General features: G+C 66.3%; 20 protein-coding genes. 12 read left to right on the top strand and 8 right to left on the bottom strand.

Annotated features, from left to right (window positions below):
- Positions 1-79: 79 nt before the first annotated feature.
- The gene (locus ACFQY2_RS06570; protein WP_378744860.1) at positions 80-877 is read left to right on the top strand and encodes a glycosyltransferase; all 798 of its coding nucleotides are present in this window, start codon (positions 80-82) and stop codon (positions 875-877) included.
- Between the two features lie 7 nt (positions 878-884).
- On the opposite strand, the gene ACFQY2_RS06565 is transcribed toward ACFQY2_RS06570, so the two are convergent.
- A complete protein-coding gene (locus tag ACFQY2_RS06565) occupies positions 885-2129 on the bottom strand; it encodes an oligosaccharide flippase family protein (RefSeq protein ID WP_378744859.1) in 1245 nt (414 codons plus the stop codon).
- A gap of 420 nt (positions 2130-2549) precedes the next feature.
- Between ACFQY2_RS06565 and ACFQY2_RS06560 the strand changes: the two genes are divergently transcribed.
- The 7 genes from ACFQY2_RS06560 to ACFQY2_RS06530 all read left to right on the top strand — a co-directional run bounded on the left by ACFQY2_RS06560 (position 2550) and on the right by ACFQY2_RS06530 (position 11517).
- Positions 2550-3920: a sugar transferase gene (locus tag ACFQY2_RS06560; RefSeq protein WP_378744858.1), complete on the top strand. Its 1371-nt coding sequence runs from the start codon at positions 2550-2552 to the stop codon at positions 3918-3920.
- A 52-nt stretch (positions 3921-3972) separates the two neighbouring features.
- The gene (locus ACFQY2_RS06555) at positions 3973-5223 is read left to right on the top strand and encodes a heparan-alpha-glucosaminide N-acetyltransferase domain-containing protein (RefSeq protein ID WP_378744857.1); all 1251 of its coding nucleotides are present in this window, start codon (positions 3973-3975) and stop codon (positions 5221-5223) included.
- A 723-nt stretch (positions 5224-5946) separates the two neighbouring features.
- Positions 5947-7479, top strand: coding sequence for a sugar transferase (locus tag ACFQY2_RS06550; RefSeq protein ID WP_378744856.1), 1533 nt, complete (start codon positions 5947-5949; stop codon positions 7477-7479).
- 221 nt (positions 7480-7700) lie between these two features.
- Positions 7701-8285 carry a hypothetical protein gene (locus ACFQY2_RS06545; RefSeq protein WP_378744855.1) on the top strand — a complete coding sequence of 195 codons (585 nt, stop codon included), beginning with the start codon at positions 7701-7703 and terminating at the stop codon, positions 8283-8285.
- A 7-nt stretch (positions 8286-8292) separates the two neighbouring features.
- Entirely contained in the window at positions 8293-9639 is a 1347-nt protein-coding gene (locus ACFQY2_RS06540) for an MFS transporter (protein ID WP_378744854.1), read from the top strand.
- Entirely contained in the window at positions 9636-10661 is a 1026-nt protein-coding gene (locus ACFQY2_RS06535) for a hypothetical protein (RefSeq protein ID WP_378744853.1), read from the top strand. Before ACFQY2_RS06540 ends, ACFQY2_RS06535 begins: the two co-directional genes overlap by 4 nt.
- 13 nt (positions 10662-10674) lie before the next feature.
- Entirely contained in the window at positions 10675-11517 is an 843-nt protein-coding gene (locus ACFQY2_RS06530) for a glycosyltransferase (protein WP_378744852.1), read from the top strand.
- Here ACFQY2_RS06530 and ACFQY2_RS06525 read toward each other — a convergent pair.
- Entirely contained in the window at positions 11398-11892 is a 495-nt protein-coding gene (locus ACFQY2_RS06525; protein WP_378744851.1) for a VanZ family protein, read from the bottom strand. The two genes, ACFQY2_RS06530 and ACFQY2_RS06525, sit on opposite strands and share 120 nt — an antisense overlap.
- 163 nt (positions 11893-12055) lie before the next feature.
- Here ACFQY2_RS06525 and ACFQY2_RS06520 point away from each other — a divergent pair, with 163 nt between their 5' ends.
- Both ACFQY2_RS06520 and ACFQY2_RS06515 read left to right on the top strand, forming a co-directional pair.
- Complete coding sequence (locus tag ACFQY2_RS06520) at positions 12056-13591, top strand: DUF4082 domain-containing protein (protein WP_378744849.1); 1536 nt, start codon at positions 12056-12058, stop codon at positions 13589-13591.
- Between the two features lie 193 nt (positions 13592-13784).
- Positions 13785-14720, top strand: coding sequence for a glycosyltransferase family 2 protein (locus ACFQY2_RS06515; protein ID WP_378744848.1), 936 nt, complete (start codon positions 13785-13787; stop codon positions 14718-14720).
- On the opposite strand, the gene ACFQY2_RS06510 is transcribed toward ACFQY2_RS06515, so the two are convergent.
- A complete protein-coding gene (locus ACFQY2_RS06510) occupies positions 14721-16055 on the bottom strand; it encodes an O-antigen ligase family protein (protein WP_378744847.1) in 1335 nt (444 codons plus the stop codon).
- On the bottom strand, positions 16052-16852 hold the full coding sequence (locus ACFQY2_RS06505; RefSeq protein WP_378744846.1) for a hypothetical protein: 801 nt from the start codon (positions 16850-16852) through the stop codon (positions 16052-16054). Before ACFQY2_RS06505 ends, ACFQY2_RS06510 begins: the two co-directional genes overlap by 4 nt.
- Positions 16853-16984: 132 nt before the next feature.
- Here ACFQY2_RS06505 and ACFQY2_RS06500 point away from each other — a divergent pair, with 132 nt between their 5' ends.
- Positions 16985-17653, top strand: coding sequence for a hypothetical protein (locus ACFQY2_RS06500; protein WP_378744845.1), 669 nt, complete (start codon positions 16985-16987; stop codon positions 17651-17653).
- A gap of 49 nt (positions 17654-17702) precedes the next feature.
- On the top strand, positions 17703-18278 hold the full coding sequence (locus ACFQY2_RS06495; protein ID WP_378744844.1) for an acyltransferase: 576 nt from the start codon (positions 17703-17705) through the stop codon (positions 18276-18278).
- A 10-nt stretch (positions 18279-18288) separates the two neighbouring features.
- Here ACFQY2_RS06495 and ACFQY2_RS06490 read toward each other — a convergent pair whose 3' ends face one another.
- The 4 genes from ACFQY2_RS06490 to ACFQY2_RS06475 are packed head-to-tail and all read right to left on the bottom strand — an operon-like array spanning position 18289 to position 22647.
- Positions 18289-18543, bottom strand: coding sequence for an acyl carrier protein (locus ACFQY2_RS06490; protein ID WP_378744843.1), 255 nt, complete (start codon positions 18541-18543; stop codon positions 18289-18291).
- A 23-nt stretch (positions 18544-18566) separates the two neighbouring features.
- Entirely contained in the window at positions 18567-19793 is a 1227-nt protein-coding gene (locus ACFQY2_RS06485; protein WP_378744841.1) for a pyridoxal-dependent decarboxylase, exosortase A system-associated, read from the bottom strand.
- Positions 19790-21355 carry an acyl-CoA ligase (AMP-forming), exosortase A system-associated gene (locus ACFQY2_RS06480; protein ID WP_378744840.1) on the bottom strand — a complete coding sequence of 522 codons (1566 nt, stop codon included), beginning with the start codon at positions 21353-21355 and terminating at the stop codon, positions 19790-19792. Before ACFQY2_RS06480 ends, ACFQY2_RS06485 begins: the two co-directional genes overlap by 4 nt.
- Positions 21352-22647, bottom strand: a complete 1296-nt coding sequence (locus ACFQY2_RS06475) for a glycosyltransferase family 4 protein (protein ID WP_378744839.1) — start codon at positions 22645-22647, stop codon at positions 21352-21354. Before ACFQY2_RS06475 ends, ACFQY2_RS06480 begins: the two co-directional genes overlap by 4 nt.
- Between the last annotated feature and the right edge of the window lie 41 nt (positions 22648-22688).

Genomic DNA, 22688 nt, shown 5'->3' with positions numbered 1-22688 from the left:
GGCACGTCACGACCTCGATTTCAGGCGGGCGCCTCTTGCAAAGTTGGATTGCCGTCGCCCGGTACATGATCATGGCTACATGGATCGTACGTTTCGCCATGTCCTGATCACTCGCTTCAACGTCGAGATCTCGTACGCCTCCCCCGGACGGGGCATCGAGGATGACTGGCTTCGAAACCGCATCGAGGTGTTCGACCGCATAACCGTTCCATCAGTCCAGTCGCAGACTGCTCCTCTGGATGCGTGGATGGTCTTCCTGAACGCTCAGAGCCCGGCATGGTTCCGAGCCAACATCGAGGAGCGGGAGTATCTGACGCCGGTATGGATCGACGGCCCCCTGCTTGATGGACGTATCCCCGAAGAACTCGCAGCCCTGGGTTTCGCAGACCGTGAGTTCCTGATCACCAGCAGAGTGGACAACGATGACGCACTGTCCAGGGACTACGTTGCGACAGTGCAGCGCCAGTTCGCTCGGCAAGAACGGCTCTTCGTCGAGTTCCCGAACGGGATCGAGTACGCGAACGGTGACTATTACCGAAAGAGATGGCGCTCAAATCCGTTCCTCTCGCTGATCGAGAGGACGGGCCCGCAGGTCGACACAGTCATCTGCCGACCCCACACTGAAGTCAGACGGGCGGAGCCCACGCTCACACTATGGGACCACGAGATGTGGATGCAGAACTCCCATCCGCTCAGCGCCACCAGCCCACGGGTGCGTAATGTTCACCCGATCTTCCGTCGCCGACGTCCTGAGGGCATCATCTGCCACTGGGAAGACGACGGTGGCAGTATGCGACGCCGACTCGGGATCGCGATCCGATCCGTACCACATAGTGCGAGACTCACGGCATATCGGATCCTGCGGAGAGTCGACTAGGCGGGAGTCACCTTCGCCGGAGGATGCGTAGAAGTGACCCAACGTCGCTTGGGCGAGGAAAGCAGAATGCTGTGACACTCATTCCGAAGCTTCGCCGGGCGAAGTACAGATTCAGCACGGTGCCGACTCCTGAGCCGCACAGGGTCGCGACTGCCGCCCCGATCGCACCGAGAGTCGGAACCAACGCTACCAGTAGCGCAAGGTTGACCAGGGCTGCGACCGCGATCGCGGTGCTGCGCAGCGCTGGGCGCCCGCGCGCCGATGTGGCAACGCCTGCGACAGAGCCCGCAGCCCCTATCACGTGAGCGAGAAGCAGAATCCACACGGCGAGCACGGCAGGTTCGAACTCTGGCCCGAACAACATTCTCACCCAGAATACGGCGGGTATACCTAGCCCCAACGCGAGCACAGCGCTGACCGCTACGGAGAGGCGCGCACCTAGATATAGCCGTTCGTTCTTTCGTTCTCCGGCATCCACAGAGAACAGCACCTGTCCCAAGGCGCTCTGTCCGATCAGAAGGAGATCCGCAAGATTGACCGCGACTGCATAGAGCCCCAGTTCGTAGACGCCTGCCAGTGGAGTCATCAGGGTCTGATCCACGCGAGACAGCACGATTCCTGAGAGTGAGCCAATCCAGACGTGAAGGCCATATCGGATCAACGGTGGACGCTCCTCGAGCGGGAATCCGCGGAGCCTCGGAGGCATGAGCAATCTGAAATACGCCAAACCACCGATGATCGGCGCTCCCGCGAGTACGACGACTGCGGTCAGCGGGGTGAGTGCATCGAGGACGAGTAAGACGAGAAGAGGAACGACGCGAAAGACCGCTGTGAGGTATTTCTCCGCGTTGACCAGCGCCCACTGTTGCATACCCTGCGCGACGCCTCGCAAGGCGCCGAGCATTAGCGTCGGAGTTATCGCCAAACCTGCGATTCGAATCACGTTGGTCAGTTCAGGATCGTGCGCCGCGAGTACCGGTGCCAAGATGCCGCTCAACACGGTGAGCAGCAAGCCTGACCCTGCGAGGTACCACGTCCCGCGCTTGAGGACGGCCCCCGGGCTCGCCGTACGAGAAGCCACGAAGTAAGTCGCGGCATCAGAGATGCCTAGGGTCCCGATCGCAGTGCCGAGGAGCAGCATGGCCGTGCCGGCGGCTACCTCACCCCGACCATCGACACCGAGAGCGTGCGCGAGAATCGGTGCACTTACGAAAGCCGCCGCCGGCGCTGCGAGGTTGCCGATCGCCACCACGATGATGCTACGAGAGGTCGACCGAGAAGATGGCACGCCCTCAGCGTATCGAAGCCGATCCTGGCACCGCCCCTCGAGAGTTGTGCGATGCGGCACTGCGCGCGAAGCGCGACTCGGTCACTTTCACGCCCGTTCCCGGTTCGTTTGCACGCGCATTTTCCGCCACGTGCAACAATGTTGGTATGTGGCGCTCACTTGGAGCTACCACTACTGGCGGGGAGCCAAGACCACGAACAGCGGCGAGTGCTTCGGCGCGGCCGACGCCTAGGTCATCCATCGACTCGGGCGTTCGGGGATGGTGCTACGTGATGGGGTGCGATGCAATCTGATGCCCGGTCGATCCTGGATTCGAGGACGACTTCGGTAGAGAGGCAACAACGTCGTTACGCACGCTTGCTGGTCGCGACCGACACGGGTGTGGTGATCCTCGCAGTCTTCGGGGCGCACCTACTTCGCTTCGGTCTGAGTAACGAACCGCTGACCATTGGCGATAAGACCTTCGACGTCGAGATCGGCTACTTCGTGACGTCGTTGCTGTTTGTCGTGGGGTGGTTGTTCGCGTTACAGATCTTCGGAACGCGCGATGAATCGGTACTCGGCGGGGGCTCGGCAGAGTATCGACAGATCGTCGATGCGACCGTGCGCGTCTTCGGCACCCTCGCCATCCTGGCATTGCTCTTTCAGATCCAGTTCGGCCGCTTCTACCTCCTTATGGCTCTGCCGGCAGGTCTGGTGCTGCTGGTCCTCACAAGATGGATGTGGCGCAGGTGGCTGCACCGCCAGCGCGCCCGCGGTCGCTTCATGCAACGGGCCATCGTGATCGGGGACCGTCACAAGGCGACTCACATCGCCGACAAGATCACCCGTGAGCCGAACTCCGGCATCCGCATCATCGGCGCCGTTACGACGCACGGAACGCAGGAGCCGCTCATGGAAGATGTGCCCGTGCTCGGCGACTTCGACGACGTGCTCGAGATCATTGACTCCCACAACATCGACTCCGTCATCCTCTCGACGTCTGATGCGATCACACCCAAGCGCACCCGCCAGTTCGGCTGGGCCCTGGACCAGAAGCGCATCGGCCTGATCGTCGCCCCCGCGCTCACCGATATCGCCGGGCCGCGCATCCACACCCGCCCGGTCGCCGGCCTCCCCCTGATCCACGTGGAGTATCCGCGCTTCGAAGGTCGCGAGCGCATAGCCAAGCGAGCGTTCGACATCCTCGGCTCGCTCGGCCTAATCGTGCTCTTCTCCCCTGTCATGATCGCCGTCGCGATCGCCGTCAAGATGACGAGCAAGGGCCCGATCTTCTACAGCCAGGAGCGCATCGGCCTGCACGGCAAGCCGTTCAGGATGCTCAAATTCCGGTCGATGGTCGTCGGCGCAGACGACGAGTTGCAGTCGCTGCTCGACCAGCAGGGCACGTCTGATCGGCCGCTGTTCAAGGTGAACAACGACCCGCGCATCACTCCGGTCGGGCGATTCATCCGCCGATACTCGCTCGATGAGCTTCCGCAGTTCTTCAACACCCTCATCGGCACAATGAGCCTCGTAGGCCCGCGCCCGCAGCGCGAGGCCGAGGTCGCTCTCTACGATGACGACGCACATCGCCGACTGTTCATGAAGCCCGGCATCACCGGCCTGTGGCAGGTGAGCGGCCGCTCGGATCTCTCGTGGGATGACGCGATCCGGCTCGACCTCTACTACGTCGAGAACTGGTCGGTCACCAGCGACATCGTCGTGGTCGCCCGCACTCTCGCTGCGATCATCCGACCCACAGGCGCCGTGTGAGCTCTCGCCGGCTGCTTCCTCGGCTGCACCCCGGCCGTGTCAGGATGGACCGGTGACCGTCGCCCGTCAGCCTCCGGCCCCCGTTGCGATGGGCCGTCGGATCATCGGCATCGACCTTGCCCGCTTCCTCGCCATCGTCGGAATGATGGCCGCACACCTGGTCGTGCCGCTCGGCGCGAACCCGCAGGCTTCGACGATCGACCAGCTCCTCGGCAAGGTCATCGGGGCGACGATCAGCAGCACCTCCGCCACCACCTTCGCGGCGCTCGGGGGCATCAGCATGGTGCTGCTCACCCGCACCATGCGAGGCGTCGCCCCTGGGCGTATGCTCCTGAGCCTCGTGCTCCGCGGCCTGCTGATCACCCTCGTCGGGGCGATGCTCGCGCTTCTCGACGGGCCGATCAGCATCGTGCTCACCTTCTACGGGGTCGCGATGATCATCTCGGCCCCCGCGGTGCTGCTGCCGACCTGGCTGAACGCCACCGCTGCAGGCGTCCTCTGGGTGCTCGGCGGCGCGCTCAACGCGCGGGTCCGGTCCGGCATCACAACAGCGCCCCGACCGCCCGACAGCGACGGGACCGCACGCGCGTGGGAAGCGCTGCGCGATCTTCTCCTCACCGGCCACTACCCCGCCATCACCTGGGTTGCGTACATGCTCATCGGGATGGTGGTCGCGCGCGCGCTGCTGACCGCCCGAGAGGCGGGCGGGGGCGCTCTCCGCCGGCTCTGCACGCGTCTCACCATCGCAGGACTGACCGTGTACGCGGCGGTCACCATCGCCGGGCGAGTCGTCCGCATGAAGCCGGAATGGTTCGGTCTTCCCGACCTGGGCGAGCGGATGCTGAGCTCAGGGTACGGCGCGCCGATGGGCATCGAGCTGTGGATGCTGCTGATACCCACACCGCACAGCGGCGATCCGGCCGATATGCTGCGTACGGTCGCCGGCGCATGCTTCATCATCGGGTTGCTCGTCGGCGTCGTCGATGCGCGATCGCGGCGCACGGGATGGGCGCTCGAGTCGATCCGTGCGGCTGGTGCCGCTCCCCTGACGATCTACACCGCGCACGTCGTCGTGACGGCCGTCCTGTTCAGCGTCGGCGTCGACTCCGCGGCCGACTCCGGCGCGACAATGCTCCCCTGGTATGCGCAGGGCACGGCCATCTTCCTGCTGCAGCTCGTCGTCGTCGGGCTGATCGGCGTCACACTGGCGCTCGTACACCGTCGCGGGCCGCTGGAGACGATTCTCGGCTGGGCCAGCGGATCGAGCCGCACTCGCCGACAAGCGTCTGGCATCCGCCCGTGACTCAACGACCGCCGGGCGAGACACTCACCCTCTGACGCGTGCGCGGACGCCTGCCGGCGCAGTCTCAGAGCCCCCCCGAAGGACACCACATCCCGAGCACACACGCACTGCGCGCACGTCACCGCGGCGACCGTCGCGACCGCGATTGTTTCCTCCCGCCACGCCGACGAAAGAGATCATTGCTTACACGGGTCGAATCCAACTAGACTCTGAGCTGCGGCTCTGGGGGCCGCACGGCGAATGGGGATTCGCCTTACTGGGGAGATCGATCTGGGGAGATCATGGGGACGCGCTTTGGGTACGTCGCGGGAGCCTTCGACACGTTCGATGTCGAGCACCTGACCACCCTCCGACACGCGGGAACGCATTGCGACGTTCCGACCGTCGTCGCGACGGATGTCCTCCGTCTGCCTCGCACTGCCCGCGGGCTCAGTGCCTCGCTGTGGTGCGCGGTCGACGCCATCTCCGTGAATTCGCCGGTGGTGGTCCGATGAGCCATCCGGTCTCGCGAGCGCCTCCGACAGGCCAGTAGTCGCGATCAATCGTCGACGCGGATGAGCATGGGGATGCCTCATCCGCACCGTGATCTGGGGTCACGGACGACAGCGCCGAGGGGGCTCGGCGCAGAAAACAACTGTCGTTCTCGAACGGCAGATTCTGGGGAATCTGGGGAGATATGTCGCACTGGGGTTTGCGTACATCAGCGGTCTGCGGGGCTTCGAGGTGACTTCCGTCGAGGAAGTCCTGGAGCTGAACCGGGGCGTGACGGGGTTCCGTCCCGTTTCGATTCCGCAGACCGTGCGCGCGGTGCCCACCGTTTCGGTGGCACCGCGCGCGACCACGACACTGGAGCAGCGACGCAGGTGGGAGCGCCAGTATCGGATGCTTCTCAACCTGACGGACATCGGCGTGATCGTCATCGCCGTCGGCCTCACCGCTGGAATCCAGGTTCAGCTGGGTGGCGTTCCGCTCGCTACCACGCTGCGCGCATCCCTTCTGTGCGCAGTGTGGTATCTGATGCTGGGCGGCACCCATACGCGCAACGCTGCGTTGTTCCGGCCGAGTGTGGCGGAGTATCGCGGGGTTGCGCACGCCACCGGCTTGGCATTCGGTGTCCTGGCGATCGGCGATGCGCTCATGAGCCTGCATGGAATGCAGCTGCTTCTGCTCGTCGCCTTCCCCTCCGGTCTGGGACTGCTGTTGCTGAGCCGGTGGTCGTGTCGTCGCTGGCTGATGAACCAGCGGGCCCACGGCAGCTACTGGTCCCGAACGCTCGTCGTGGGCGATCGCGACGACGTCGAATACGTCATCGCCAACCTGAGCAGGTCCAGTTCTTCCGGCCTGCGCGTCGTGGGCGTGACACTGCTCGACGACGATGAGAGCGAGCTCACCGTCGGCGACGGCACCTATCCGGTGCTCGGAGATGTCAACACCATCCGTGACATCACGTGCGATCTGAAGGCCGACACCATCATCGTCGCCAGTCGCCCGAAGGGTGACGCGGAGTTCGTCAAGCGGCTGAGCTGGCAGCTGGAGGGAACGGCCGCCGAGCTCGTGCTGTCCAGTCGGCTGGCCGACGTGGCGGGGCCTCGGCTGAGCTTCGAGCCTCTGGATGGACTGCCTCTCATCCGCATGCAGATCCCGACCTACTCCGGCGGCCAGCACGCGGTCAAGAGAGTGCTCGACATCGTCGTGTCGACCCTGGCGCTGATCCCGATCGCTCTGGCGTATCCCGTACTCGCCGTGCTGATCAAGCTCGACTCGCCCGGTCCGGTGTTCTTCCTGCAGGAGCGGGTCGGACGCGACGGACGACTGTTCAAAATGGTCAAGTTCCGTTCGATGCGCACGGATGCCGAACAGCAGTTGGCGGCTCTGAAGGAGCGGAACGAAGGCTCAGGTCTCCTCTTCAAGATGAAGGACGACCCGCGTGTCACCCGCGTCGGCAAGATTCTGCGCAAGCTGTCGCTCGACGAGCTGCCTCAGTTCTGGAACGTCCTCGTTGGGGACATGAGCGTCGTCGGCCCTCGTCCGCCGCTGGTCAGCGAAGTCACCGGGTACGACGGTGAGGTGTTCCGTCGGCTGTACATCAAGCCGGGAATCACAGGTCTCTGGCAGGTCTCGGGACGCAGCGACCTGTCATGGGACGAGAGCGTGCGCCTGGACCTGCGCTATGTGGAGAACTGGTCGGTCACCAGCGACCTTCAGATCATGTGGCGCACGGCGAAGGTGATGCTGCAGCCGAGCGGCGCCTACTGATGGCGCGTCTCGCCCTGGGGGGCGACCTCTGATCGGCCCGCGGTCACGCCCCCTAGTCATCTGGACCCCTCCCCTTTCCCAGATGACGCGTGGCCGCGGGTCTTGCACATGAGACGATCTAACAGCAGCGGCTCCTCGATCACACGAGGGGTGTGGGGAGCACAGGAGCCAAGGGGAGGCGTGTCGTGCCGAAAAGGGATTCACCTGCGCTCACACGCGGGATGAAAGTCACTATCGTCGTGACCGGCCTGGCCATCGTGGTCGGCATCGCGATCATCGTCGCATTCACCGTGAACAGACCAGTGGCCGATCCGGTGGACGCATCCGTTCCCGCGTCGTCGACGCCCGCCGCGCCGACGAAGGGCCCGGTGCCGGGCGCGACGCCGACATCCGGTTCGGAAGTGCAACCGCCCACCGCACCTCCGCACACCGGGCTCCCGCCCCGAGAGACCCCGAAGCCCCTGATGACGGCGCCCCTGCCCGAGTCCGCCGCACGCTCGGGTGGTCTTGCGGCGGGCTTTCCCGACGACATCGTGGGACCGATGGACCGATCAGAGGTGGTGTCCAGCTCGATCGCGACGGAAGGAACGGTGATGCAGGTCGATCTGGTGGCGGCGACGGCGGCGACTCCCGAGGAGATCCGTGCGCACTACAGCAAGCTGTGGAAGTCGCGCGGCCTGCAGGAACAGGCCGCACCCGATGGAACCCTCACCTGCACCGGACAGTATGAGTCGACGACACTGGCCATCGAGACATCCGGGACCGGCAACCGCTACATGATCCACGCTGTGTTCCGGACGGAGTGAGCAGACGATGTACATCTCCTTCTCGAACCGACCACGCGGAGCCGATGGAAAGCGGGGTCCGCGTCGTCGCGGCGGGCGCACCGTGTCCTCCACCGTGGTCGCCTTCGGCATCGTCTCGATGCTCACCGACATCTCGTCGGAATCCGTCACCGCGATCCTGCCGCTGTACATCACCGGGTTCCTGGGGATGTCAACGATCGCCTTCGGGTTCCTGGACGGCCTCTATCAAGGCGTCAGCGCGGTGGTGCGGATCGCCGGCGGGTACACCTCCGACCGCATCGGCAGACCCAAGTGGGTCGCGTTCTTCGGGTACGGCATCGCCGCGATCGCCCGCGTGGGCCTGCTGTTCGCGACGGGGATCGCCTCGTTGACGGCGGTCATCACCGCCGATCGGATCGGCAAGGGCATCCGCACCGCACCCCGTGATGCCGTGATCACCGCCGCCTCGCATCCGGATGACCTCGGCGCCTCCTTCGGAGTGCACCGCACCCTCGACAACATCGGTGCGGCCATCGGCCCGCTCCTGGCTTTCTTCATCCTGCTGCTGATCCCGGACGGGTACGGGATCGTCTTCGTCGCGTCGCTCGGCTTCGCCGTGATCGGCGTGACGATCCTCGGCCTCTTCGTCCCGAACGTGAGAACCCGTTCCGATGACACGACGGGATCGGAAGCAGGTGCGGCCAGCCGGATGCCGAAGAAGCGCACCCGCGCCGCTCGCCCGAGATTCGCGTGGTCGATCGTTCTTTCGGGGTCGATGCGTCGTGTGCTCGCCACCGCCGGCATCCTGGGTTTGCTCACCATCGGCGACGGCTTCATCTACCTGATCCTTCAGGCGCGTAGTGACTTCGCCGCGCAATGGTTCCCGCTGATGTACGTGGGCACGAACATCGCGTTCCTCGCGCTGGCCATCCCGCTCGGGCGACTCTCGGACCGGGTCGGGCGTGCACGTGTCTTCGTCTACGGGCACGCCGGTCTGCTCGCCGCGTACGTGGTCGCGGTGCTGCCGATCGCCGACGTGGCCGCCACGCTGTCGTGCCTGCTGCTGCTCGGGGCCTTCTACGCCGCGACCGACGGCGTGCTGGCCGCACTCGCCGCACAGCTGACGACTCCCGAGACCCACGGCACCGGCATCGCCGCGGCCCAGACCGTGGTGGCGGTGAGCCGCTTCGTCTCGGCGGCCGGCTTCGGGATCCTCTGGTTCGCGCTGGGACCGCAGAGCTCCATACTGATCGTCGCCGGCCTGCTGCTCATCGCGATCCCGATCGTCGTGCTGCTCCTGCGCCCTCTGATGGCCGCACCTCCCGTGCAAGAGGTCGCCGTGCCGGTCGCAGCGGACGAGGGTGATGCGCCGTGACGGTCAGAACGAAATGGATCGTCATCGTCCTCACCTCCGTCCTCGTCCTCGGCGTGACCGCGGCGGCTGCGGTGGTCGCGTGGTCGCAGTATCAGAGCAGGAACAGCGCGCCGTCGGGCGCCGCGATCGCCACGCCTGGAGTATGGTCCGCGAGCGATCGGATCGTCTTCCGCAACACGGCTTCGGGCGAGGGCTACGGTCACGTCGCCAGCGTGCCCATCGACGCGCCGGAAGGACCGCGCGCCCTGTTGGACGTCGCCTGCGACCGCGTCGCTGCAACTTCGTCATCCGTCTCGTGTCTGCGATCCGATCGCGGCATCACCCCGAGTTACAGCGCTCGCCTCTACGACACATCGGGTGCGCAGCAGCTGGAATGGTCGTTGCCGGGCGTCCCGAGCCGCACGCGATTCTCACCGGACGGATCTCTGGTGGCCACCACGTCATTCGTCACGGGCCACGCATACGCCTCGATCGGTTTCTCCACCCAGACCGAGATCCATCAGGTCTCGGACGGGACGAGCCTGGGCAACCTCGAGGACTGGCGGCTGATCATCGACGGCGAGCCCAGCGCCCCGATCGACCGCAACTACTGGGGCGTGACCTTCATCGACGACGCGACGTTCTACGCGACGGCAGGACTGACGACGGTCGGGAAGACCTACCTCGTCAAGGGCGATATCGCTGACCGCACTCTGACCTCGGTGCTCGACTCCGTCGAATGCCCTTCGCTGTCCCCGGACGGAACCCGAATCGCCTTCAAACGCGTCACGTCGGGTACCGGACCGACCGTGCACTGGACGCCCGCCGTCTTCGACGTCACCACAGGGGAGGTCACTGTGCTGAAGACCGAGACCCGCAGCGTCGACGACCAGATCGCCTGGCTCGACGACGACACGCTGATGTACGGTCTGCCGAACGACACACCGGGAGATTCGGACGTCTGGATGCTGAAGACCGACGGCTCCGATGCTCCACGCATGCTCATCCGGCATGGGTGGTCGCCGACCGCGGTGCGGGGATGAGGGAGGTGTCGACATGGTCAGTGTGATCATCGCCGCGCACAACGAGGAGTCCGTGATCGCCGATTGTCTGGAGGCTCTCGACCGGGAGGATCTGACCTTGCAGATCATCGTCAGCGCGAACGGATGCACCGACGCGACGGCCGAGGTCGCCCGCTCATGGAACGCGACCGTCGTGGAGCGCGCAGAGGCGGGGAAGACGGGGGCGCTGAACGCCGCTGAGAAGGCTGCCACGGCATTCCCACGGGTATACCTGGATGCCGACATCGTCCCGCCGCCCGGGGCGATCGCGACCCTGACCGGGGCCCTCGACGAGCAGACGGGCATTCTGGCGACCGTGCCCGTGCGACGCTTCGACATCGCCGGCCGACCATGGGCGGTGCGCGCCTACTACCGCATCAACGAGCGCCTTCCGGTGTTCCGCAACGGACTGTTCGGCCGAGGGCTGATCGTCCTCTCCGAGGCCGGGCGTGCACGATTCGGCGAGTTCCCCGACATGATCGCGGACGATCTGTTCCTCGATGCGCAGTTCAGCGCCGAGGAGAAGCTGGAGGTGCGCGGCGTCGAGATCTTCGTCGAAGCCCCGCGGACCACCGTCGATCTCGTGAACCGGCTGGTGCGGGTGCGCCGTGGAAACGCTCAGCTGCGCCGCGCCCAGGCCACGCGGGGCGGCGTGCGGCGGTCTGATCGGTGGTCCTGGCTGCGTGACGTCGTCCTGCGCGATCTCCGGCTCGCACCCTCAGCGGTCGCCTATGTCGCGATCACGCTCATCGCCGGGTTCCGCGCGCGACGGGATCCGAACGGGGCTTGGGGCCGCGACGCCAGCACGCGCACGCCGACTCCTTCCCATGACGAGTAGCCACGCGAGCAGCGCACCGACGGCAGCGCCCAGCGCGTTCGCGAACACGTCGCGAAGGCTCGGCTCCCGCTGCGGGATGACGACCTGAGCCAGCTCGGCACCGACCGACAGCACCACAGCGAGGACCACACCCCGCCACGGATGACGGAACCACGCCGTCAGCAGGAAACCGAGCGGAGCGAACATCACGGCGTTGGCGAAGAACTCGATCCAGCCCGTCCCGAAGCCCGTCAGAGCCAGGTCACCGCGAAGCCACTCGCCGATGGCGCGGACGATTCCGGAGTACCTCACCGGCGAGACGAGGATCACGGCGGCGGCCAGTGCGTAGACCGCCAGGGCGGCCACGATCCATCTCCGCCTGTTCAGGGTCGACATCGACGTGCCCCGTTCGCTTCATCATCGCGCCGCGAAGTCATGGTTTGCGAGTCCAGATTAGTCATGTACTCTTTCGGCGGGGAGGGGAATCCACCGAAACCGATATAGGAATGTGATTTTGTCTAGCGATTCACCCTCAGTACGATCACGAACCACCCGACGATTGCGTACCCCGCTGGTCATCGCCGTCGCGGCCGCCGTCGCGCTCACAGGAATCGTCTTCGGGGCGACTGCAACCAACGAACAGGCTGCCGCAGCAGGCATCTTCTCCGAGAATGTCAGACCCAGCGTCGCCGTCGACTCCGACCGCGCCGGCGTGGAGCTCGGAGTGCGCTTCACCCCGCAGAAGCCCGGGACCATCAGTGCCATCCAGTACTACCAGAGCACTGGAGCACGCGATGTGAAACAGGCCACGCTCTGGTCGTCCAACGGGAAGGTGCTCGCCAAGGCGCGCTTCAAGGCGACGCGCACTGCGGGATGGCGCACCGTCAAGCTCGACACCCCCGTGAAGGTGAAGGCCCGCAGCACCTACGTGGCCTCGTACTTCGCCCCCAAGGGCGGGTACCCGAGCATCTCCAACGACCTGGCCTCGGACAAGACGCTCAACGGGTTCACCCTCAAGAAGGGTGCGGGTGTCTTCCACTACGGGTCGAAGAGCCGTTTCCCGAAGTCCACCTTCAGGGGCAACAACTACCTCGTGGACGTCGTGTTCACGCCCAGCGGCTCTGTCACGACGCCGCCCACCATCAAGCCGACGGCACCGCCGGTCGTCAAGCCGACGACTCCACCGGTCGTCAAGCCGACCACGCCGCCGGTCACCACGCCGAAGCCGCCGGTCACCGCACCGAAGCCGCCGGTCACCGCACCGAAGCCGCCGGTCACCGCACCGACGACACCGGCCGCGGGTCGGTTCCCGACTGCTTCGACGACGGGTATTCCGTCGGGGTGGACACCGAAGACCAAGGTCACCGGTGACTACTGGGTGCGCACCGACGGCGCTGTGGTGGAGGATCTCCAGATCACCAGCGGTGCCATCCGCGTCGCCGCGAAGAACGTCACTCTGCGGCGGATCAGTGGCACCGACGCGTCCGTGAGCAATTACACCAACGGCGTCTGTTACAACGGCTTGAAGATCGAGGACTCGAGCTTCGTGACCAAGGGCCGCACCACGGATTCGGGTGACCCCGTGATCGGCCCCGGTGGCTACACGGTGAACAACGTGCTGATCGACGGAGCGCCTGAAGGTCTCCGGGTCGGAGGCAAGGGCCTCGGATGCGGTGATGTCAACGTGACGTCGTCCTTCGTGCGCATCGCCGCCCCGCAGGTCTGCAACGACTGGCACGGCGACGGCATCCAGGGCTACGACGGCGGCCGCCTGGTCGTCCGGAACAGCGCCATCGTCATGAACGAGTCCAACGGCTGCCACGGCACGGCGCCGTTCTTCTACCCCGGCGGCCAGGGCAACACGTCGATCGATGTGGACGGCCTCATCGTCTCCGGTGCGGGATACCCGTTCCGCAGCGGCATGCCGGGCAAGGTGAAGAACCTCAACGTCGTCGAGAACACTTGGGGCTACGGTCCGATCAGCGTCAAGTGCTCTGCCATCTCATCGTGGCAGGCCAGTATCGTGCGACTCGACGCCGCCGGACAGCCCCAGGCGACGAAGTCACTCGCCTGCAGCACCGAGACCAACGGCTGACCCGAAGGGTTGTGAGAAGGCGTCGGGAGCGCGGCTGCGCTCCCGACGCCTTCTCACGTGCACGGTACCCCGGACTGCACATCTGAGCGGGTAGCCTGTTGGTGGCGCCGACGCGGGCGCCATGGGGCGAGCGGACGGTGGGGCCGATGGTGGGACTGGGGATCGTGGCACTCGACGGAGCGGGAAAGGCGCCGTGAGTCAGCCGCGGATCGCGATCTGTGTGGTGACCTTCAACAGTGCTCCGCTCATCGAAGACCTCATCGCGTCGCTGCCTGCCGGCGCCGATGGCACAGACTGGACACTGGTCTTCGCCGATAACGCATCGAGCGATCATACGATCGACGAGATCACCCGGTGCGCCCCCGATGCCGTCCTCGTCCGCACCGGCGGAAACCTCGGGTACGCGGGGGGTCTCAACGCAGCAGTCGCAGCCGCGGGTGATCAGGACGCCTACCTCATCCTCAACGCCGATGTGCGACTCACCGAGGGCTGCTTGATCCGGCTGTACCGAGAGCTCGGTGATGGCGTCGGAATCGCCGTCCCACGACTCGTCGACGGCGCCGGGACGCCGCTGTGGTCGATACGACGCGAGCCCTCTCTCGCGCGAGTCTGGGCAGACGCCCTGATCGGCGGCGAACGAGCGGGCCGCATCGGCACTCTCGGTGAGGTGGTGACGGATCCCGCGGCCTACGAGTCTCCGACACCGGTCGATTGGGCGGAGGGATCGACGCAGCTCATCAGCGCGGAATGCTGGCGCACCTGTGGCCCCTGGGACGACTCGTACTTCCTGTATTCCGAGGAGACCGACTACGACCTTCGCGCGCGCGACGCGGGGCTGCCTGTGCTCTACGTCCCCACGGCTGTGGCGCAGCACCTCAAGGGTGACTCCGCCGTGTCACAGCGGCTGTGGTCGCTGCTCGTGCTGAACAAGGCGAGACTCTATTCGCGGCGACACGGACCGGTGCCCTCGATCCTGTTCTGGTTGGCTCTGGTGGTTCGCGAGGGCAGCCGCGCCGCGCTCGGGAGGGCGACGAGCCGCGCTGCGCTTCGGGATCTCCTGCGTCCGCGACGCTGGCGGCAGCCACGCGGCCCCGCATGGCTCGACGGGGTGCGCACGTCCGAGGACTGATTAGCCCTGCAGGGCCGGTGCCTTGTCGCGCTCCAGACGTGACAGGGCACCGATGACGCCGAGCACGAGGAAGAGCGTTCCCATCGTCATGGGGAAGGAGAAGGTGTCGAAGAACGCCATGCTCACGAACCCGGCCACGACGCTGCCGGTCAACGACCCCGCCAGGTCGCGTGAGCTCAGTGCCTCGCTCGTGCCCTGGGCGGATCTGGCGAATCGGCGCATCTCGGTCATCGAGACCACCGCAAGCGCGAGCAGCGCCAGGGTCCCCACGATCCCCGCGCTCACCAGCTGCACGAGGAACTCGTTGTCGAAGATCCGGTATTTCGGCAGAAAGGTGCCGAACCCTCGACCGAAGAGCGGATGCTCAGCGAGAAATGCCCACGCGAGATCGAAGCTGTCTGTTCGCGACGTGATGCTCGGGTCGTTTCCCGGGTCGTCGAAGAGTCCGACGATGGTGCGTGTCATCCGCGGCCAGAAAAGACTGACGACGACGAGGCCCACTGCCGAAACGCTCACGACCCAGCGTCGAAGCACCGGCGTCCACGCGAAGACGCACACCACCACGCCCGCCACGGCGCAGAGGTATGCGGAGCGCGACCCCGAGATGCCGATCACGGCAGCGATGACCAGCAGCGGGATCCATCTCCACAGCGGGCGCCCGAGATGCTGGAAGGCCACGTGCAGCGCCAGCGGCAGGATCATGGCCAGGATGGCGCCGTACTCGATCGGATGGGTCGCCGTGCCGTTGGGCCGCACCAGTCCGTTGCGATAGAACAGGTTCGCCGGAGCGAGCTGGGTCAGCCCGGGGATCCGAATGACGTCCACGAACGGCTGCGCGAAGACGAACTGCGCGAGCCCGAGCAGCCCCAGCAGGCCACCGGCGGCCACGATGCGCCATACGAGGACGTCGATGCGCGATCGGGTGCTGACGCCGTCGGTCGCGATCAGCATGGTCCCCGCCCAGGACAGCAGGGACAGCATCGCGACATCCGCCGGGCTGACCTCGTCGCCGTTGATCGGACGGGACATCGCGATGGCATAGGAGATGGCGCAGGCGATGATCAGCGCGCACAGCGCCCACCGCATCGGGTAGAACCGCAGTACGGGCGACGAGTCCAGTCGGGTGATCAGCGTCACCGCCCAGATCGCGAGGCTCATGAGGCCGAGCAGCATCGACGGCGCACCGGCGCTGCCCAGGGGGCCGACCACCAGGCTCGTGGGGATCCCGAGCAGCGCGACGAGGTAGATCGTCAGCCACGACACGACGTCGAACGGTTGCCGTCGCGAGCGCGACGCGTTCGGGCTGGCGGCTCGGGGGCGAGCGACCTGAGTCATCTTGCGACGTCGCCGTCGGAGGGTCGGTGCCGTCCCTTCTTCGCGTGCACCGGAGACGGTTCATCAGCCCAGTCCGAGCCGGTCATCTCCTCGTCGGCCTCCACACGATCCCGCCCGTCTGTCGAGGCCACGGTCTCGCTCCCCGGCTCCGCATGGGTGCGCCTTCGGGGGCGGTTGCGCAGTGCGGAGTGTCCGCTGCGTCGCCGCCGGAGCAGCACGTCGAGTACCAGAGCGAGTGCGGCGGTGATCACCAGGCCACCGCCTATCACGATCACGAGGATGCGGATGAGCGACTGGTAGTCGGGCTTCGCCTCGGTGTCCTTGGCGAGGAGCATCGATCCCACGACGTCCTTCTCCTCGACGCCGACCTCGCTCTGAAGCCCGTCCAGCCGCTGAGACACGGTGTCGGTCACGTCATCGAGAAGATCCAGCGTCTGCTGCTCGCCGCGATTCTTGACATCCACCGCGACGACGCCGCCCTGCGTGGACTCGTCCATGGAGACCTGAACTTCGGCGTCGGGCGCGCGCTCCGCGATCTCGTCTTGGAAGGCGGTGCCCGAGTACGTCGCCACCAGGACCCGTGCGGTCAGCTCGAGGCCACCCAGCTGAAGGAACGGATTGGAGCTGGCGTTGTCGACGGTGTTCACGGGTGGAAGCAGCAGCACGAGCGAGCGGGCAGTGTAGTCCGACGGGGTCTGCTGGTAGACGTACCAGCCCCCTCCCGCTGTCAGAGCAAGTCCGATGATCAGGACGTACCAACGGCGTCCCAGCCCCGCAAAGACTTCACGAACCCCCAAAGTCCGCCCCCCACTCTTCAAGAAGACCACGCCGCGCAGTGATCTTACAGCCGTCGGTTCAACATACCGGCTAGTCTTCCCTGTGTGGTCACCACCACACCGCAAGGCGCCTGAGAGTCGGTGGAGAATGCGATGACGCTGGCAGACCTGCTTCGAACCCTGCGAAAGTGGTGGCCGATCGTCGTGGTGGGACTTCTCGCGACCACCGCGACCGCCGTGTTCGCGACCCGCGCCACGCCCGTCTACCATGCTCGCACCGAGGTCGTCTTCCTCGCGCCGCCCAGCACGCGGTACCCGAATGAGCTGGTCACGAAGACGGAATCGCTGATCGTCACCGCCGGCGTCGTCGCCAAGCGCATCAATGGCGCCGGCACGCGCATCAAGTTCGGCAGCGCCACGACCACCCCGGTGGGTGCGCCGGACGATGGCAGAACGATCTGGGTGAACCTCCTCGACACCGGCACACAGTGGGTGTCCGTCTTCAACGACCAGATACTGGTGGTGGATGCCATCGGCGCGACCCCGTCCGAGGTGTCTCAGAGAATCGACGACGCCTCCGCGCTCATCGACGATCAGTTGCAGGAGCTGCAGACGCGGATGAAGGTCGACCCCGTCAATGCGATCACCACCCGGATGTCCCCACCCGCTCCGGTCGTGGAGATGGTGGTGGGAAGTCGCATTCGCGCCATCGGCATGACGTTGGGCGTCGGCGGATTCCTCACCCTCGCGCTGGTGGTCGTGCTCGAAGTGCGGTCCCGGGGCGCAACCGCCGCGGGCCCTCCCGCGTCGCGCGTGCTGTGACCCACGGATGCCCGGTGCCCTTCCCTCTCCCTCCCCTATGCTGGTGATCGTGGGAGAGACACGCAGAATTCGACGGCGGATCGTCGCCCTCGTGAAACGCCATGTGTTCAACCTCTGGCTGAACAGCATCGTGTTCTCCGCCATCGTTCCGGACCACCTGCGCTGGGTGCTCATTCGGGCCACGGGACTGAAGGTGCAGCGGTCCGTCATCGACGCACGGGGCTTCATCGGCAGCCGACTGATCACGATCGGACGTGGTTGCTCGATCAACCGGGGAGTCTTCCTCGACGGCTCGGCGGCGATCACCATCGAGGACGATGTCTCCATCGGCATGAATGCGGTGATCATCACCGGATCGCATGACCTGGGTCCGGCGGAGCGCCGGGCCGGAGCTCTGGCGAAGGAGCCCGTTCGCATCGAACGCGGGGCCTGGATCGGCGCGAACAGCGTGGTGCTGCCCGGCGTGACCATCGGACGTGGCGCGGTGGTCGGAGCCGGCTCCGTGGTCATGAAGGACGTCGCCGAGAATGCTGTGGTGATGGGCAACCCTGCGCGGGTGGTTCGCCGCCTCGACGACGCACCGCCGGCGAAGGCCGCGGACGCCACCGGCCCCGCCCAGACCTGAACCCGCTGCGTCAGGCGCTGCGCTTGGCGGCGATGAAATCGGTCAGGGAGCCGACGGATTCGAACAGCTCGGCACCGAACTCGTCGTCGTCGATCGTGATGTCGAAGCGGTCCTCGAGCGCGGCGACCAGCGCGACCACGCCGAACGAGTCGAGTTCGGGCATAGCGCCGAAGAGCGCAGTGTCCCGACCGAGGTCCTCCGGGGTCTGAGTGAGTTCGAGCGCGTCGATGAGGACGGTGCGGACGTCATCGATGGTGTCGTTCATGGTGTGCCTTTCTCGGGTTGCAGTCATACCAGTACTTCGGCGGGCGCCGGGTGCCCCAGGAATGCGGTCGGACTGGCGGTGAGCCCGTAAGCGCCTTGCTGGAAGATCACGATGAGGTCGTCGATGTCGGCCGGGGGCAGAGCGACGTCGTCCCCGAGCAGGTCCAGCGGTGTGCAGAGGCAGCCGACGACCGATGCGCGGTCCTGTCCGGTCTCGGCGACGCGGTTGCCGACCACGAGCGGGTAGTTGCGGCGGATCGCCTGACCGAAGTTGCCCGACGCTGCGAGCTGGTGATGCATCCCGCCGTCCACGACGAGGTAGGTGCGCCCGCGCGAGACCTTGCGGTCGAGCACGCGGGTGACGTAGACACCGCATTCGCCGACGAGGTACCTGCCGAGTTCGATCACCGGCGATGCCTCAGGCAGACGTTCCGCAAGCGGCCCCTCGACCAGGTCGCGCAGTCGCTCCGCCACCGCCTCCAGGTCGAGCGGGCGGTCCTTCTCGGTGTAGGGGATTCCGAAACCGCCACCGAGGTTGACGTATCGTGGCGGGACGCTCAGGTGCTCGGCGAGGTCAGCCACCAGGTCGGCGGTGCGCTCCTGCGATTCCGCGATGATCGCGGCGTTGAGGTTCTGCGACCCGGCGAAGACATGGAAGCCGACGATGTCCAGCCCCGCTTCTCGGTACTCGCGAAGCACCTCGGGGACCACCTCCGCATCGATTCCGAACTGCTGCGGCCCGCCGCCCATGCGCATGCCGGATCCCTTCACCGCGAAATCGGGATTGATCCGGATCGCGATCCGCGGGGTCTGTCCGAGAGCGTCTCCCGCGGCGATCACCCTGGTGATCTCGGTGGTCGACTCGACCTCTATGATCACTCCGGCTGCCACCGCCTGACGGATCTCAGCGGGCGCCTTGCCCGGTCCGGCGAAACTGATGCGCTCCGGCCTGATCGGGGTGTCCAATGCCGCCTGCATCTCCAGCGCGGATGCGACGTCGATCCGGTCGACCCGGCGCGCGAGGTGCTGCACGATCGCCGGCATCGGGTTGGCCTTCATCGCATAACTCAACTCGACCCGGTCGGGCAGCGCTGCGCGCAGTCGCTCGACCCGCTGGTCGAGCAGAGCCCGGTCGTAGGCGAAGAACGGAGTCGATCCGACCCGGGCTGCAAGTCGGCTGAGCGGCATCCCGCCCACGCGCAACTCGCCGTCCATCTCACCGAACACGGCCACGTGCTCCTGGGGCGTCATGCACTCACCTGCGCCTTCATCAGATTGCGGTCGAACTTGCCGTTGGGAGAGCGCGGGAGCTCGCGCCTCGACTCTATCCTGGACGGCACCATGTACATCGGCAGCGCCTGCCGCAGCGCGGCGATGAGCGCTCCGGCGTCGACCTCGCCGCTCTCCGTGCCGACGAGCAGCACGATGCGGTGGCCGATGCCGGGTTCCTCGACACCCAGGGCTACCGCGTCCCGCACGAGGCCCGTGGCGTACGCGGCCTCCTCGATCTCGGTGGGGCTCACCCGGTAGCCGGAGGTCTTGATCATGTCGTCCGTCCTGCCGACGAAGTAGAGGAACCCCTCGTCATCGGCACGCACGGTGTCACCCGACCACACGGCCATCTCGGGAGCCCGCCAGGGCTGATCGGGGTGCGGCACGGGGCGATAACGTTCTGCAGTGCGCTCCGGGTCGTTCCAGTAGCCGAGGGCGACGAGCGCCCCCCTGTGCACCAGCTCGCCCTCCTCACCCGGTGCACAGCGGGTGCCATCGGAACGCAGCACGAGGATCTCAGCATTCGGGATCGCCTTTCCGATCGAATCCGGTCGGCGATCGATCTCGGCGGGGTCGAGATACGTCGAGCGGAACGCCTCGGTGAGTCCGTACATCAGGTACGGGGCGGCGGCGGGAAAGACTTCCCGCAGCTTGTCGAGTACGGCCCGCGGCATGCGGCCTCCGGTGTTCGCCCAGTACCGCAGCCGACCGGCGGCCTCCTGCGGCCACGGGACGTCAGCGATCTGCATCCACAGCGGCGGCACCCCGGTGATGCCGGTGACGCCGTGCTTCGCGCACAGCTTCGGCACGTCGCGCGGCAGCAGATAGTTCATCAGCACACAGTGCGCTCCGACGGCGAACGCGGTGGTCACCTGGCTGAGCCCAGCATCGAAGCTCAGTGGAAGCACGCTGAGGATCACATCGTCTGCTCGGTTGTCGAGGTAGCTGCTGACACTCTCGGCGCCGACGATGAGGTTGCGATGGCTCAGCACGACCCCCTTCGGCCGGCCGGTGCTGCCCGAGGTGTACATGATCGCCGCCGGATCAAGGTCGACGACATCCGTCGGCAGCGGTTCGGACGCCCGTTCGTGCGGCCAATCGTGCACCGGGATGCCGATGCCAGACGGCGAGCCGACTGCGGCGCCGATCGCGATCACCGCGGCCACCTCGCCGTCGGCGAGAACCTCGGCGAGCTGCCCGAACCGATCGGCCGAGGTGACGAGCACACACGCTCCGCTGTCCTGGAGGATGTGCCCGACCTGCGGAGCCTTGAGCACATGGTTGACAGGCACGAAAACGGCGCCGACCACGGATGCCGCGAACATCGCGACCACGACTTCGAGGCGCTTCTCGAGATAGATGGCGACCCGGTCGCCGCGGCCCACGTGGAGTTCCTCAAATCTCGCCGCGACCGTGCGAGCACGCTCCCAGAGCTCCGCGTACGAGACGGTCTCTTCGCGGTAAGTCAGCGCCGGGGCTTCGGGCGTGCTGTGCGCAGCCTGGGCGAGGAGATCGTGGATGCGGGTGCGAATGGTGGTCACCGAGCCCTCCTGTCGCGCAGAAACCTGTCGAACTCGGCTGCATCGTCAGGGTCGACGTAGCGGCGACCCTGCTCGTCGGTCTCCGGCTCCTCCTCCGGGTCGGGGACGGCGGGACCGGGCAGAGAGAATCCGGACAACTCGTCGAAGACCGCGACGTACGCTTCGGCCTGCGGACGCCAGTCGAGCTGCGTGGACACCCGCTCACGTCCCGCTCTGCCCAGTCTCACGCGCAGCTCCGGGTCGTCGATGAGCTTCTCCACCGCGTCGGCGAAGGCGAGCGTGTCACCCGACGGCACGTAGAGCAGGCAGTCACCGCCCGACACGCGCGTCTCGACGAGGTCGAATGAGACGGCGGGGAGCCCGTAGGCCATGTACTCCATCGTCTTGTTCATCGTGGACACGTCGTTCAGAGGAGTCTTCAGATCCGGGCAGAGGCCGATGTCGGCTCGGCTCAGGTACTCGGCTATCGCGATCCGGTCGACGCGGCCGGTGAAGGTGACCCGATCGTCCAGACCGAGGCTGGTGCACTGCGCCTTGAGGTCCTCCAGGCAGTCGCCGAACCCGAGCAGAGTCGCGGTGACATCCGTGCGTCCCCGGCGGTTCACGAGCTCGTCCATGACCAGCAGCACCTGGTCCACACCGTCCTGCGGACCCATGATTCCGAGGTATGCGAGGTCGACGCTGCCTGCCGGGCGCGGATACTCCGGGTACACGGGGCGCATCTTCCGGGTGTCGGGCCCGCTGCGCACCACCGTGACGTGTCCCGGCCGGCGGTCGCCTCGGCGCACGGCGATCGCCTTGTACGACTCGTTCGTGGAGGTGATCCGGTCCGCGGCTCGGAAGGTGCGGCGCTCGAGCCAGCGCAGCCCGCGGTACTGCAGTCTCTGCGCCAGGCTCCTCGGCTGCCCGAAGCGTGAGATGAAGAGCTCGGGGTTGAGATCGTGGTGGTCGAAGACGAACTTGACTCCGCGAATGCGCCAGAGCAGGGCGAGCAGCCAGTACGTGTCCGGTGGATTGCACGCCTGGAGGATGTCGAACGGGCGTCGGCGCCAGACCATCAGGGACAGCCATGCGGTGCGCACCCAGCTGTACGCGAACTCCCACGCGAAGCCGAGGAAGCCCTCTGCCTCCCGTGCCGGGGCGTACTTGAAGATCTCGACTCCGTCGATGGTCTGCCTGGCCGGGTCCCCCGGTCCCTTCGGGCAGATGACGCTGACCCGATAGCCTCGCGCGATCAGCGCCTGGCATTCCAGCCACACCCGCCGGTCCAGCGGAACCGGCAGATTCTGCACGATGATCACGATATGCGGTGATTCCGAACCGCGCGTGCGCT

Source organism: Microbacterium sp. GCM10027623 (assembly GCF_042666935.1).
In the GTDB taxonomy this organism is placed as follows: Bacteria; Actinomycetota; Actinomycetes; order Actinomycetales; family Microbacteriaceae; genus Microbacterium.
This window is presented reverse-complemented; position numbering and strand designations above follow the sequence as displayed.

Coding starts and splice junctions, on each gene's coding strand:
- ACFQY2_RS06490 (WP_378744843.1), bottom strand. CDS start 18,543: ATGAACGACACCATCGATGACGTCCGCACCGTCCTCATCGACGCGCTC.
- ACFQY2_RS06570 (WP_378744860.1), top strand. CDS start 80: ATGGATCGTACGTTTCGCCATGTCCTGATCACTCGCTTCAACGTCGAG.
- ACFQY2_RS06485 (WP_378744841.1), bottom strand. CDS start 19,793: ATGACGCCCCAGGAGCACGTGGCCGTGTTCGGTGAGATGGACGGCGAG.
- ACFQY2_RS06500 (WP_378744845.1), top strand. CDS start 16,985: ATGACGCTGGCAGACCTGCTTCGAACCCTGCGAAAGTGGTGGCCGATC.
- ACFQY2_RS06540 (WP_378744854.1), top strand. CDS start 8,293: ATGTACATCTCCTTCTCGAACCGACCACGCGGAGCCGATGGAAAGCGG.
- ACFQY2_RS06530 (WP_378744852.1), top strand. CDS start 10,675: ATGGTCAGTGTGATCATCGCCGCGCACAACGAGGAGTCCGTGATCGCC.
- ACFQY2_RS06545 (WP_378744855.1), top strand. CDS start 7,701: ATGAAAGTCACTATCGTCGTGACCGGCCTGGCCATCGTGGTCGGCATC.
- ACFQY2_RS06510 (WP_378744847.1), bottom strand. CDS start 16,055: ATGACTCAGGTCGCTCGCCCCCGAGCCGCCAGCCCGAACGCGTCGCGC.
- ACFQY2_RS06525 (WP_378744851.1), bottom strand. CDS start 11,892: ATGTCGACCCTGAACAGGCGGAGATGGATCGTGGCCGCCCTGGCGGTC.